Below are 13967 nucleotides of genomic sequence, written 5' to 3'. Positions count from 1 at the left end.
CCTTCAGTGGCAATGAAGATAAGTATGGACAGGCCACGTGCACGCTGCATGGGAGTGAGGTCACACGATGACGATCCCGCTGATATCATTCGTGAAATAGCTCACAGAACATAAGAATAAACTATTTCGCGCTTTCGCTTTTGTTGAATAATTTATTCTTACCCCCCTTTCAGTGAGGAACGTTATGCAACCGGATGCGCATAAGCGTGCATTAATTGCAGGCTCCATTGGTAACTTTATCGAGTGGTATGAGTTTGCGGTCTATGGTTTTCTGGCGACCGTAATTGCGAAGAACTTCTTCCAGCTTGAGGGGGACGCGGGGCTGACCAGCCTGATCCTCACCTACGCTTCCTTTGCCATCGCCTTCTTCTTCCGCCCGCTGGGCGCGGTGGTGTTTGGCAGAATAGGTGACCGGATAGGCCGAAAACCGACGCTGATTATTGTACTGGTGCTGATGACGCTGGCCACCGCCGCAATCGGTATTGTGCCGGTCTATGCCAGCATCGGCATTGCCGCCCCGCTGATTATCACGCTGCTGCGCATCCTGCAGGGATTGTTCGCCGGTGGTGAGTATGGCGGCGCCGTCTCGCTGATGACCGAGTTTGCCCCACGCGGCAAGCGGGGCCTCTACGGTGCATGGCAGTCATTTACCGTCGCGCTGGGCCTGTTAGCAGGCGCTGGCATTGTCGCACTGCTCTCCGCCCTTCTGACACCGGAAACCCTGCATGACTGGGGCTGGCGCATCCCGTTCTTCCTGGCATTACCGATGGGCGTGGTGGCGCTGTGGCTGCGGGTGAGTATGGAAGAGACGCCAAGCTTTGTGCAACAGCAGGAAAAGCCGGTTGCCACTCAGGCTGATACCGTTGCCACGCTCAACGCCATTGCGATGGGCATTGGCCGGGTGATGGTCTGGTCAGCGGCGGGTTATACCTATCTGGTGATTATGCCCACCTATCTGCAGTCGGCGCTGCATACCGGGTTTAATCAGGCGCTGTTGATTGCGGTGATTTCGAATATCGGTTTTGCGCTGACGATTATTCCGTCCGGGATCCTGAGCGACAAAATCGGACGCCGCACGGTGATGATCGTCGCCACCACGTTGCTGCTGCTCCTTGCCCTGCCGCTGCTGAAGGTTTTACAGGCGGAGTCCAGCACGCTGGCCATCAAAGCGCTGGTGGTGCTGATTGCGGGTGGTCTGGTGGGGATGCTGGCAGGCCCCGGGCCGGCGATGCTCTCAGAGATGTTCCCGACGCGCGTACGGTATACCGGGCTTGGGCTGGCTTATTCCCTGTCGAACGCCCTTTTCTCGGGCTGTGCGGGGCTGATTATTACCGGGCTGATTAAAGAGACGGGCAACCTGGATATTCCGGCTTATTACGTCATGGCGACGGCGGTAGTGAGTATCTTCGCGCTGATGACGCTCAGGAAGGATGACCATTTGCGGTCACTGGAGGAGTGAGTTTTTCACCGTCTGGTGACCCTCCCACAGAAAATACGAAAGGCCGTCCTCAGGACGGCCTTGCTGTTTATTCCCCGCGCTGACGTACCGCTTCAAACAGGCAGATACCTGTTGCCACGGAGACGTTCAGAGACGACACGCTGCCCGCCATTGGAATGCTGATCAGCTCATCGCAATGCTCACGGGTCAGACGGCGCATACCTTCGCCCTCGGCACCCATCACCAGTGCCAGACGGCCGGTCATCTTGCTCTGATACAGAGTATGATCCGCTTCACCCGCGGTACCGACGATCCAGATATTCTCTTCCTGCAGCATACGCATAGTGCGCGCCAGGTTGGTGACGCGGATCAACGGTACGTTTTCCGCTGCGCCACAGGCCACTTTCTTCGCCGTCGCGTTAAGCTGTGCAGAGCGATCCTTTGGCACGATGACCGCATGAACACCTGCCGCATCTGCGCTTCGCAGACATGCGCCAAGGTTGTGCGGGTCGGTCACGCCGTCAAGGATCAAGAAGAATGGATTTTCCAGCCCGGCGATAAGATCCGGCAGATCGTTTTCCTGATACTGACGACCTGGCTTAACGCGGGCAATAATGCCCTGGTGAACGGCACCTTCACTTTTCTCATCCAGGAACTGGCGGTTCGCCAGCTGGATCACGACACCTTGTGCTTCCAGGGCGCGGATCAGCGGCATCAGACGTTTGTCTTCACGCCCTTTCAGAATAAACACTTCCTGAAAACGCTCCGGTGCGCGCTCCAGCAGGGCCTGCACCGCGTGGATGCCGTAAATCATTTCACTCATTGATGGTTCTCGTTCTGTCTTTTCTTTTCCCTCTCTCCGCAGGAGAGAGGGTCAGGTTGAGGGGGAGAATTACTCCGCCTGCTGTTTCTTCGCTGCGCGCTTTGCCCTGGTGGCAGCCGCGATTTTCTGCGTTTTGGTGGACGGCTTTTTCGCCTTCCGGGCCTCTTTCTTCGCGGCCTTCGGCTTCTGTTTCTTCTCACCGCGGAACGCGCTGTCTGGCTCGAAGTTTACCTTCTTACCCGCCTGACGACGTTTGCCACCGCTGTTGCCGTTGCCCCCTTTTTTCGTCTTTTCACGCGCCGTTTTACCCACATTACGCGGGGCACGCTCGCTGGAGATCAGGCTAAAGTCAATTTTACGGTCGTCCATATTAACGGCTTCGACCTTCACTTCCACGCGATCGCCAAGACGATAGGTCTGGCCGCCAGATTCGCCAATCAGGCGCTGCCCGACCTGGTCGAAACGGTAGTAGTCGTTATCCAGGCTGGAGACATGCACCAGACCGTCGATAAACAGTTCATCCAGACGGACGAAGAAACCAAAGCCGGTGACGCTGGCAATCACGCCTTTAAAGACGTTACCCACCTGGTCCAGCATAAAGTCACACTTCAGCCAGTCTGCCACGTCGCGCGTCGCTTCATCTGCACGACGTTCGGCCATGGAACAGTGCTGACCGAGTTGCAGCATCTCTTCCATTGAATAATGGTAGCCACCGGTTTCGGTCGTATTACCTTTATGACCCTGCTCCTGCGCCAGCAGATACTTGATCGCGCGGTGCAGGGAAAGGTCCGGATAACGACGGATCGGCGAGGTAAAGTGGGCATAAGACTGCAGCGCCAGGCCGAAGTGACCGCGGTTTTCCGGATCGTAAATCGCCTGCTTCATGGAACGCAGCAGCATGGTCTGCAGCATTTCTGCATCCGGGCGATCGCCAATCGACTCCAGCAATTCAGCATAATCACGCGGCTCTGGCTTGTTACCGCCAGGCAGTTCCAGACCCAGTTCAGCCAGCACGGAGCGGAACGCAGTGATGGCTTCGGTCGACGGTTTATCGTGAATACGGAACAGCGCAGGTTCTTTGGCTTTCTCAACGAAACGTGCCGCCGAGATGTTTGCCAGAATCATACACTCTTCAATCAGCTTATGGGCATCGTTACGCTGGGTCTGCTCAATACGTTCTATGCGGCGTTCAGCGTTAAAGATGAACTTCGCCTCTTCGCTCTCAAACGAGATCCCGCCGCGCTCTTCACGCGCCTGATCCAGCGTTTTGTAGAGGTTATGCAGCTCTTCGATGTGTTTCACCAGCGGCGCATACTGCTCACGCAGATCCTGATCGCCCTGCAGCATATGCCAGACCTTGGTGTAGGTCAGGCGCGCATGGGAGCTCATTACCGCTTCGTAGAATTTGTAACCCGTTAAGCGCCCTTTGGTGGAGATGGTCATCTCGCAGACCATGCACAGGCGGTCAACCTGCGGGTTCAGGGAGCACAGGCCGTTAGACAAGACTTCCGGCAGCATCGGAATTACCTGCGACGGGAAGTAGACCGACGTTCCACGGCTGCGCGCTTCGTTATCCAGCGGAGTATGCGGGCGAACGTAATAGCTTACGTCAGCGATGGCAACCCACAGGCGCCAGCCGCCGCCGCGTTTTTTCTCGCAATAAACGGCATCATCGAAGTCGCGGGCATCTTCACCATCAATAGTCACCAGCGGCAGATCGCGCAGATCCACGCGGCCCACCTTGGACTCTTCCGGCACGTCTTCTTTCAGGCCGACAACTTGCTCTTCAACCGCTTTCGGCCAGACGTAAGGAATTTCATGAGTACGCAGCGCCATATCAACGGCCATGCCGGTGCCCATGTTATCGCCTAACACTTCGACGATTTTCCCGACCGCCTTGGTGCGGCGGGTAGGACGCTGGGTGAGTTCAACCACCACCACAAAGCCCATACGGGCGCCCATCACCTCTTCAGGCGGGATCAGGATATCGAAGCTCAGGCGGCTGTCGTCCGGCACCACAAAGCCCACGCCAGCGTCGGTAAAGTAGCGGCCAACAATCTGGCTGGTTTTAGGGACCAGGACACGCACCACGCGCGCTTCGCGTCGACCTTTACGGTCCGCGCCCAGCGGCTGCGCCAGGATCTGGTCACCGTGAATGCACATCTTCATCTGCTCAGAGGAAAGATAAAGATCGTCTTTACGGCCTTCTACGCGCAGGAAGCCATAGCCATCACGGTGGCCGATGACGGTGCCTTTCAGCAGGTCAAGACGTTCGGGAAGCGCATAGCACTGACGGCGGGTAAAGACCAGTTGCCCGTCGCGCTCCATCGCGCGCAGGCGGCGGCGAAGGGCTTCAATTTGCTCTTCACCTTCAATGTTTAATTCAACGGCAAGTTCTTCACGATTGGCGGGTTTTTCGCGTTTTGTTAAGTGTTCAATGATGAACTCGCGGCTGGGGATAGGATTCGCGTATTTTTCGGCTTCGCGTTCCTGGAAAGGATCATGTGACATATCGGTTCCTCCGTTGTCAGCTCCGGTGGAAATTTTCTTCATTCCACCAGCAATAATTTATAAAGTGGTTGATTCTCTTCAACCAAATCGGCCAGCGTGTAGTTATCCAGTTCCTTGAGAAAACTTTGCACGGCCAGAGAAAGTGCCTGTTTAAGGCGACAAGCGGGCGTAATGTGGCAGAACGCGCTGCTGCAGTTCACCAGAGACAATGGCTCCAGTTCACGTACCACATCCCCAACACGAATACTCTGCGCCGGTTTACCGAGACGGATCCCACCATTCTTCCCGCGGACGGCAGCAACGTATCCGGCACGACTAAGTTGATTGATTATTTTGACCATATGATTACGGGACACACCGTATACCTCTGTAACCTCAGAGATACTGGTCATTTTCCCATCGGGTAACGACGCCATGTAAATCAGCGCGCGTAAGCCGTAATCGGTGAAACTTGTTAACTGCACATCAACCTCAGGAAAAAGGGAAAACGCGGATAAACCGCACAGATATTCATTAATGATGATAAACCAGCCAGATAGTAAGCGGCTAATTTATTTGACAGACGGGGCGAAAAAGCGGAGATCGAGGAGCGTTCGCCGGATGGCGCGACGCGTATCCAGCCTGCGGGTTGTCCCGCAGGCCAGCAGTCACGAAGATTATGCGTCGAACGGGTCGCGCAGGATCATCGTTTCAGTACGATCAGGGCCGGTAGAGATAATGTCGATCGGCACTTCGGTCAGTTCTTCAATACGCTTGATGTAATTCAGCGCTGCCTGCGGCAGACCGCTACGCTCTTTCACACCGAACGTCGTTTCAGACCAGCCTGGCATGGTTTCGTAGATTGGCTCGATGCCTTTCCAGTCATCCGCAGCCAGCGGAGTGGTGGTCACTTCGCGACCATCAGGCATACGGTAGCCTACGCAGAGTTTCACCTCTTTCAGACCGTCCAGCACGTCCAGTTTGGTCAGGCAGAAACCAGACAGGGAGTTAATCTGTACTGCGCGACGCACGGCTACCACGTCCAGCCAGCCGGTACGACGACGACGACCGGTGGTCGCGCCAAACTCGTTACCCTGCTTGCACAGGAACTCGCCGGTTTCATCAAACAGCTCAGTCGGGAATGGACCCGCACCCACGCGAGTGGAGTAAGCTTTGATGATGCCCAGAACGTAATCCACATAACGTGGACCCAGACCAGAACCGGTCGCAACGCCACCCGCGGTGGTGTTAGAGGAGGTGACGTACGGATAGGTACCGTGGTCGATGTCCAGCAGCGTACCCTGCGCACCTTCGAACATGACGAAATCGCCACGCTTGCGCGCCTGGTCCAGCAGATCGGACACATCAACAACCATACCGGTCAGAATGTCAGCAATCGCCATGACGTCATCCAGCACTTTCTGGTAGTCAACAGCGTCAGCTTTATAGAAGTTCACCAGCTGGAAGTTGTGATATTCCATCACTTCTTTCAGTTTTTCAGCGAACGTCTCTTTATCAAACAGATCGCCCACGCGCAGACCGCGACGAGCAACTTTGTCTTCGTAAGCCGGGCCGATACCACGACCGGTCGTGCCGATCGCTTTCGCGCCACGCGCTTTTTCACGCGCTACGTCCAGCGCCACGTGATAATCAAGGATCAGCGGGCAGGCTTCGGAGAGCAGCAGACGCTCGCGAACGGGGATACCACGGTCTTCCAGACCTTTCATCTCTTTCATCAGAGCAGCCGGAGACAGCACAACGCCGTTACCGATGATACTGGTGACGTTTTCGCGAAGAATGCCTGATGGAATAAGATGGAGGACGGTTTTTTCACCGTTGATTACGAGAGTATGGCCTGCGTTGTGACCGCCCTGGTAGCGTACAACATATTTAGCCCGTTCAGTCAGAAGATCAACAATCTTCCCTTTACCTTCGTCACCCCATTGGGTGCCCAGTACGACGACGTTGTTACCCATTTTTTTCAAAATCACCGTTTGCTTAAAAATGGATTCTACCATCGCTTTTTCAGATATACAGCACTTTTTGACCTCAAAATACGCCAAACCAGATTACTTTTTGATCAGCCAATCGTTTTCCTCAACATGTAGTAGATAACGATGCCGGCAACCACAAGTCCGCCCCCAAATCGACGCAAAATATTATCCGGCAACTGGCTCAGAGAGGCTATCATCCGACGCCATGCACGCGGATAAAGCATCGGTCCAAGGCCTTCCAGCACCAGAACCAGGGCCAGCGCAAGCCAAATCGTTGAATTCATTTTTCATCCTTATAAAAGAAAACCACCGCTCCGTTGAGAGCGGTGGTTTGAATACTCAAACTGGCCTGAGTTTATCGCGTTGCGTTAGCCGGCGTCTTCATGTAACGGAAGAAATCGCTGTCCGGGCTGAGCACCATCACATCCTGGTTGCTCTGGAAGCTGTTCTCGTAAGCACGCAGGCTACGGATAAAGGCGTAGAAGTCGGGATCCTGGCTGAAGGCATCGGCAAACAGTTTTGCCGCTTCGGCATCCCCTTCACCGCGCAGAATACGGCCCTGACGCTCAGATTCTGCCAGCGTCTTGGTCACTTCGTAATCCGCTGCCGCACGCAGTTTCTCCGCCTCTTCCTGACCTTGTGAACGATGACGACGGGCTACCGCTTCACGCTCGGCGCGCATACGGTTGTAAATCGCCTCGGACACTTCCGCTGGCAGGTTGATCTGCTTGATACGGACATCGACCACTTCGATACCCAGAGCAGCCATACTGTTCGGGTTGATCACCGGCACTTTGCCGTTGGTTTCAGCCTGAACGCGTTCTGCCGCTTTGGCAATGGCATCATCCGCTGCCGGGGTGGTGACTTCGTCTTCGGTTCCTGCAGAACCGGAGTTCAGCGCATCACGCACTTCCAGCGTCAGACGACCACGGGAGTCGGTGACAATGTCTTTCACATCCAGACGACCAATCTCAGAGCGCAGACGGTCAGAGAACTTACGTTTCAACAGCACTTCCGCCTGAGAAACGTCGCCACCGCCCGTTGCCAGGTAGTAGCGGCTGAAATCACTGATACGCCATTTGATGTAGGAATCAACGATCAGGTCTTTCTTCTCTTTGGTCACGAAACGGTCGGCCTGGTTATCCATGGTCTGGATACGGGCGTCGAGCGTTTTCACCGATTCAATCAGTGGCATTTTAAAGTGCAGGCCCGGCTCAAACACCAGCGGCTTGTTCTCGCTGTCGCGCAGAACTTTACCAAAACGCAGGGTAATTCCACGCTCGCCCTCTTTCACCACAAAGATAGAGGTATAAAGCACGACCAATACGATGATGATGATCGCAATAACTGACTTACGCATCCTTATTCCCCCTGACGCTGGTAGTCGTTACGCTGCGCGTTAGCACGGCGTTGGTCCATAATGTCACCATCGTTCGAAGAAGGCGTGGTTGTGGCGCTTGAGCTACCGGATGCCGCAGGTGGCAGACGCAGCAGGTTGTTGGCACCGCTGGTATCCGCCTTTGCCGCCGGCGCCGAACCGCCTTTCAGCATCTGATCCAACGGCAGCACCATCAGGTTTCCACCTTTGCTGTCGTTAACCAGTACCTTACGCGTATGGCTCAGCACTTTTTCCATGGTCTCAATATAAAGACGTTCACGGGTAATCTCCGGAGCCGCTTTATATTCTGGCAAAATCTTCGCGAAACGCGCCACTTCACCCTGAGCTTCCAGGACGGTCTGGGTTTTATACGCACGCGCTTCTTCAAGAATACGCTGCGCCTGACCGTTAGCACGTGGCTGAACTTCGTTGGTGTACGCTTCCGCTTCACGGATGTACTGTTGTTCGTTTTCACGGGCGGCAATCGCGTCATCAAACGCGGCCTTCACCTCTTCCGGTGGACGAGCAGCCTGGAAGTTGACGTCCAGCAGGGTGATACCCATGTTGTACGGGCGAATGGTCTCTTCCAGCTCACGCTGGGTATCGCTACGAATAACGGTACGACCTTCGGTCAGAATGCGGTCCATGGTGTATTTACCGATCACACCGCGCAGCGCACTGTCTGTGGCCTGACGCAGACTGTCATCTGCACTGGTCACGCTAAACAGGTAGTGCTGCGGATCGGTGACGCGGTACTGGACGTTCATCTCAACGCGCACAACGTTCTCGTCGGAGGTCAGCATCACGCCGGAGGCCGCCAGTTCACGGACAGACTCCACGTTCACCGCGGTCACGTCGTCAATGAAAGTCGGTTTCCAGTTCAGACCTGGTTCAACCAGATGGCTGAACTTACCGAAACGGGTGACCACACCGCGTTCCGCTTCTTTAATGGTGTAGAACCCACTGGCAGCCCAGATGATCACCACGGCAGCGGCAACAATGCCCACCACGCGGCCCCCTAACTGCGGGCGCGGCCCCTGAGTGGAACCTCCACCAGAGCCAGAACCTTTACCTCCGCCAAGGCCACCAAGCTTCTTGCTTAGCTTGCGGAAGATATCATCCAGATCCGGCGGCCCCTGCTCGCGACCACCTTTGTTGCCATTTCCCCCAGAGTTGCCGCCTTGATTATTGCTGCTTCCCCACGGGTCGCGGTCTTGTCCGTTATTACCGGGCTGATTCCACGCCATGTATATGCTCCATATTTGTTATGCAAGGGCGAATTATTCAGGCATCCCCTTTCTGATCAGACGATATAGTCGACCAGCGCAGGTTCTTGTTTACAGAGGCGACGCCAGTCAACGATCGGCAAACGCACCTGCATCCCCACGCTGCCGTCATCCTCCATCCACTCTTTTTCTATCGCCTGAAGCTGATAAAACCGGCTGCGCAGCCTGCCTTCCTGTGGCGGCAATCGCAGCGTGTGCTGGGCTACCTCACCGGAAAGACGTTCTGTCAAAGCCTGGAAAAGCAGTGGCACACCAATACCGGTCTGAGCGGAAAGCCAGACCCGAATCGGTTTGTTCTCTTCATCTCGGTCGATACGCGGCTCAAAATCCTCCAGCATATCGATCTTGTTCATCACCAACAGCGTTGGGATGTCGTCGGCGTCGATCTCGTCGAGCACCACGTTTACCGCGTCGATGTTCTCCTGCAAGCGAACGTCTGCAGCATCAATGACGTGCAGTAGCAGGGTCGCCTGACGCGTCTCCTGCAGGGTGGCTTTAAACGCAGCCACCAGGTCATGCGGCAGGTGACGGATAAACCCTACGGTATCCGCCAGCACCGTTTCACCGACGTCGGCGACGTCAATACGACGCAATGTGGGGTCCAGGGTCGCAAACAGCTGGTCTGCGGCATAAACCTGGGCCTCAGTAATCTGGTTAAACAGGGTGGATTTACCGGCGTTGGTATACCCCACCAGCGACACCGTCGGGATGTCAGCTTTCGATCGCGCCCGACGTCCTTGCTCACGCTGTTTTTCAACGCGTTCCAGACGTGAAAGGATCTGGGTAATACGGCCACGCAACAGACGGCGGTCGGTTTCAAGCTGGGTCTCACCCGGACCGCGCAAACCAATCCCGCCCTTTTGTCTTTCAAGGTGGGTCCAGCCACGCACAAGCCGCGTTGCCAGATGGCGCAACTGCGCCAGCTCAACCTGCAGCTTACCTTCGTGAGTACGCGCACGTTGAGCGAAAATATCTAAAATCAAACCCGTGCGATCGATAACACGGCATTCGCAAAGACGTTCCAGGTTACGTTCCTGAGCCGGAGACAGCGCATGATCAAACAACACGACTGACGCGCCGGTTGCTTTTACGGCATCCGCAATTTCAACTGCTTTACCTTCACCAACAAAATACTTTGGGTGCGGCGCTTTACGGCTACCGGTAATCACCTGCATTGCTTCGACACCGGCGGAAGAGACCAGAGATTCAAACTCTTGGAGGTCTTCCATATCTTTGTCTTGCGTAAAATAGATGTGTACCAGCACCGCCTGCTCACCGGCATCATAACGGTCAAACAAGCGTAAATTCCTCAAAAAAGATCAGCGGGGAACGCAGGATCCCTGGCTCCCCGTGTGGATAACAGCCCGAAACCTTATTCGGTATCTTCGCTGTCCTGCGCAGGAGAAGAAGAACCCTGCGCGCTGCTGCCATGATGGTAGTTACTACCCGTGCCGCCGCCAGTGTTATTGCTGTGATGGGATACCGGACGAGACGGAACAACTGTAGAAATAGCGTGCTTATAGACCATCTGACTGACCGTGTTTTTCAACAGGATCACGAACTGATCGAAAGATTCAATCTGACCTTGCAGCTTAATACCATTCACCAAATAAATAGAAACTGGAACACGTTCCCGACGCAATGCGTTCAGGAACGGATCTTGTAAAGATTGCCCCTTAGCCATTCTATCTTTTCCTTATATGCTTGTTTTGTACTTAGAACCTTGCGATTCTGAAAAATTGCGCACGATACGACTCAATTGTACACATTCAGTGAGCGATATCACCAACAACCTCAATCACTTCGTTTAACGCCTGTTGCGGTTTTTCACTGTCTAACCAGTGAACACCGTCCCAACCGCGCAACCAGGTGATCTGGCGCTTCGCTAACTGTCTCGTGGCGCAAACACCTCGATAAACCATTTCATCATATGAAATCTCGCCTTCAAGATATGACCACATCTGGCGGTATCCCACACAACGAACGGAAGGCATATCCGTATGCAAATCTCCACGGGCAAATAGCGCCCGCACTTCTGCTTCAAAATCTGAAGCTAACATCTGATGAAAACGCTGCTCAATTCGTTGATGGAGCAGTTCACGGCTCGCCGGGGCGATGGCGAACTGATGCACCTGATACGGCAGAGCGTCTCCTGACGTTTGCGTCAGTTCCGTTAAAGTTTTACCCGAAATGAAAAAAACTTCCAGTGCCCGGGAAAGCCTTTGCGGATCATTTGGATGGATCCGTGCTGCGGCAACCGGGTCAATCTCGGCCAGTTGCTTATGCAAAACGTCCCATCCCTGCTCTGCCGCCTGCTGCTCAATTTTTGCTCTTACTTCCGGATCCGCTGATGGCAGAGGTGAAAGACCCTCCAGCAACGCCTTGAAATAAAGCATGGTTCCGCCAACCAACAGCGGTATACGTCCCGCCGCCGTTATCTCGGCCATCTCAGCTAACGCATCGCGGCGGAAATCCGCTGCGGAGTATGCCTGAGCCGGGTCGAGAATATCCAGCAAACGATGCGGTGCCGCACGCAGTTCGTCTGCGTCAGGCTTCGCCGTGCCGATGTCCATCCCTCGGTAGATAAGGGCAGAATCGACACTAATCAACTCTACAGGCAAAACTTTACGCAATTCAATGGCCAGTGCCGTTTTGCCGGAGGCCGTAGGGCCCATTAAAAAAATCGCCTTTGGCAGGCTCGCCTTGCTTACGTCAATCATGTTTCAGGGCATTCATCGCCGTTTGTAAATCAACAGGTTGTAATAACCCACCTGGCGGTGTCTTCACCAGATGCGGACAAAGGCGTTCAACCTCCGCCAGCACGCTAATGGCCTGCGCCATACTCCACGGCTTATGTTCGCTTGCCAGATGGCGGGCGATCCACTGCGCGGTGTTGGCGGCATCAAACGACGTTTGCTGCGCCAGGTAGCCTATCAGTTCAGGAATCAAGTTTTGTAAATTTTGTTGGCGTAAGGGTAAAGGCACTGCGCGAATGGTCACATGTTGTGGTTCGAGCACCATTTCAATGCCCATCTGCGCCAACAGGGCCTCTGCGCGACGCAGTACCCCTGTTTCTTCAGGGGATATTTTTAGCCGAACGGGGATCAGCAGCGGTTGTGCACAGGCCGCGTTTTCACCCGGAGTAAGTTGCACTTGTTTAAGCCAGCGTTCCGCCACCGGCAATGCCAGAAGCATCACGTGGCCTTCGCGCTCCAGCAGCGCCATATCCGGTGCAATAATCGTCAGAACCCGGCCAAAACTCTGGCTGTGGCCATCCAGCGAAGGCGCTGGCACCCCGACAGGCGCTTTGCGCTCCACCGCGGGAGTTTCCAGCAATTTGCGGTACAACGCGCCCTGCTGTTTTTGATAGCCAGGTTGGGCATTCGGATAGTTCGCTCCCGTTGGGCGCGGTGTGCTACCCGCAGCAGAGAAACGCGGGGCATCCGGCTCACGCGCCACGGCAGGTTCAGCAAAATGGTTCCGGCCCGCTGCAACACGGTTTTCCGGAAACGCGCGCGGGGCGGGTTCTTCTTTTTCCAGCGGCAGCGTCGGTTCAGCCTGCTGTTGCAATACGCTCAGCACGCCCTGATAGATAAAATCATGCACCAGACGTGACTGGTGGAACCGCACTTCATGCTTGGCAGGATGGACGTTAACGTCCACCTGGTGTGGATCGATTTCTAGATAGAGCACAAACGCCGGTTGCTGATCTGCGCCCAGTTTATCTTCACAGGCCTGACGAATGGCGTGGTTAATGAGGCGGTCACGCATCATGCGGCCGTTCACATAGCAATACTGGATCTCAGCGAAGGCGGCGCTGCTCGCGTTGGGGTCAGCCACCCAGCCGCGCATGGCCAGATCGCCATGCTGCCACTCAATGGCCAGCGCGTGCTCGAGGAACGGTACGCCGCAGATAGCGCCCAAGCGGCGCTCTTTTTGCCCACCTTCCGCCACGGCGCGGTACTGGCGCATGACTTTGCCGTTATGGCTAAGGTTAATGGTCACGTCAAACCGCGCCAGGGCAATGCGACGAATGATCTCATCGATATGCCCAAACTCGGTTTTTTCGGTACGCATAAACTTGCGTCGGGCGGGGGTGTTATAAAACAGATCCAGCACTTCCAGCGTCGTACCGACCGGATGCGCCGCTGGTTTAATCGTCACGTCCATATCACGCCCTTCGGCGTACGCCTGCCAGGCTTCCTGCTGTTCAGCGGTACGGGAGGTGAGCGTGAGGCGGGAAACGGAGCTGATACTGGCCAGCGCTTCCCCGCGAAAACCGAGGCTGATGATCGCTTCCAGGTCATCAAGAGAGGCAATTTTACTGGTGGCATGACGCGCCAGCGCTAACGCCAGCTCGTCTTTTTTAATTCCACAGCCGTTGTCACGAATGCGAATCAGCTTTGCGCCGCCGCGTTCGATATCAATATCAATGCGGGTGGCCCCCGCATCAAGGCTGTTTTCTACCAGCTCCTTCACCACCGATGCAGGGCGCTCCACCACCTCACCGGCGGCGATTTGGTTCGCGAGCTGCGGCGGTAGAACCTGAATCGGCATG

General features: G+C 55.2%; 12 protein-coding genes. 1 reads left to right on the top strand and 11 read right to left on the bottom strand.

What is annotated here, in order from left to right; translation table 11 throughout:
• The first annotated feature begins 184 nt into the window (after positions 1-184).
• Positions 185-1459, top strand: a complete 1275-nt coding sequence (locus ACMVME_RS10205; RefSeq protein ID WP_068795291.1) for an MFS transporter — start codon at positions 185-187, stop codon at positions 1457-1459.
• A gap of 67 nt (positions 1460-1526) precedes the next feature.
• On the opposite strand, the gene rlmB is transcribed toward ACMVME_RS10205, so the two are convergent.
• From rlmB to mutL, 11 genes are all read right to left on the bottom strand, one after another.
• Positions 1527-2261: a 23S rRNA (guanosine(2251)-2'-O)-methyltransferase RlmB gene (gene rlmB / locus ACMVME_RS10200; protein WP_068795292.1), complete on the bottom strand. Its 735-nt coding sequence runs from the start codon at positions 2259-2261 to the stop codon at positions 1527-1529.
• A 69-nt stretch (positions 2262-2330) separates the two neighbouring features.
• The gene (gene rnr / locus ACMVME_RS10195; protein WP_041162388.1) at positions 2331-4772 is read right to left on the bottom strand and encodes a ribonuclease R; all 2442 of its coding nucleotides are present in this window, start codon (positions 4770-4772) and stop codon (positions 2331-2333) included.
• A 38-nt stretch (positions 4773-4810) separates the two neighbouring features.
• Positions 4811-5236: a nitric oxide-sensing transcriptional repressor NsrR gene (gene nsrR / locus ACMVME_RS10190; protein ID WP_014168317.1), complete on the bottom strand. Its 426-nt coding sequence runs from the start codon at positions 5234-5236 to the stop codon at positions 4811-4813.
• A gap of 192 nt (positions 5237-5428) precedes the next feature.
• The gene (locus ACMVME_RS10185) at positions 5429-6727 is read right to left on the bottom strand and encodes an adenylosuccinate synthase (RefSeq protein WP_025206256.1); all 1299 of its coding nucleotides are present in this window, start codon (positions 6725-6727) and stop codon (positions 5429-5431) included.
• A gap of 104 nt (positions 6728-6831) precedes the next feature.
• Entirely contained in the window at positions 6832-7029 is a 198-nt protein-coding gene (locus ACMVME_RS10180; RefSeq protein ID WP_014168315.1) for a DUF2065 domain-containing protein, read from the bottom strand.
• A gap of 71 nt (positions 7030-7100) precedes the next feature.
• Positions 7101-8105 (bottom strand): protease modulator HflC, encoded by a 1005-nt coding sequence (gene hflC, locus ACMVME_RS10175; protein WP_014168314.1) that lies wholly within the window; start codon positions 8103-8105, stop codon positions 7101-7103.
• 2 nt (positions 8106-8107) lie between these two features.
• On the bottom strand, positions 8108-9370 hold the full coding sequence (gene hflK, locus ACMVME_RS10170; RefSeq protein ID WP_014168313.1) for an FtsH protease activity modulator HflK: 1263 nt from the start codon (positions 9368-9370) through the stop codon (positions 8108-8110).
• Positions 9371-9426: 56 nt separating this feature from the next.
• Positions 9427-10707 carry a ribosome rescue GTPase HflX gene (gene hflX, locus ACMVME_RS10165; RefSeq protein ID WP_020882944.1) on the bottom strand — a complete coding sequence of 427 codons (1281 nt, stop codon included), beginning with the start codon at positions 10705-10707 and terminating at the stop codon, positions 9427-9429.
• Positions 10708-10781: 74 nt separating this feature from the next.
• A complete protein-coding gene (hfq, locus tag ACMVME_RS10160; RefSeq protein ID WP_014168311.1) occupies positions 10782-11093 on the bottom strand; it encodes an RNA chaperone Hfq in 312 nt (103 codons plus the stop codon).
• Positions 11094-11178: 85 nt separating this feature from the next.
• Positions 11179-12129, bottom strand: a complete 951-nt coding sequence (gene miaA, locus ACMVME_RS10155; protein WP_014168310.1) for a tRNA (adenosine(37)-N6)-dimethylallyltransferase MiaA — start codon at positions 12127-12129, stop codon at positions 11179-11181.
• Positions 12122-13966 carry a DNA mismatch repair endonuclease MutL gene (mutL, locus tag ACMVME_RS10150; RefSeq protein WP_068795293.1) on the bottom strand — a complete coding sequence of 615 codons (1845 nt, stop codon included), beginning with the start codon at positions 13964-13966 and terminating at the stop codon, positions 12122-12124. The genes miaA and mutL overlap by 8 nt, the downstream gene beginning before the upstream one ends.
• Between the last annotated feature and the right edge of the window lies 1 nt (position 13967).

The organism is Enterobacter cloacae complex sp. 2024EL-00711 (assembly GCF_047529885.1).
In the GTDB taxonomy this organism is placed as follows: Bacteria; Pseudomonadota; Gammaproteobacteria; order Enterobacterales; family Enterobacteriaceae; genus Enterobacter; species Enterobacter ludwigii.
This window is presented reverse-complemented; position numbering and strand designations above follow the sequence as displayed.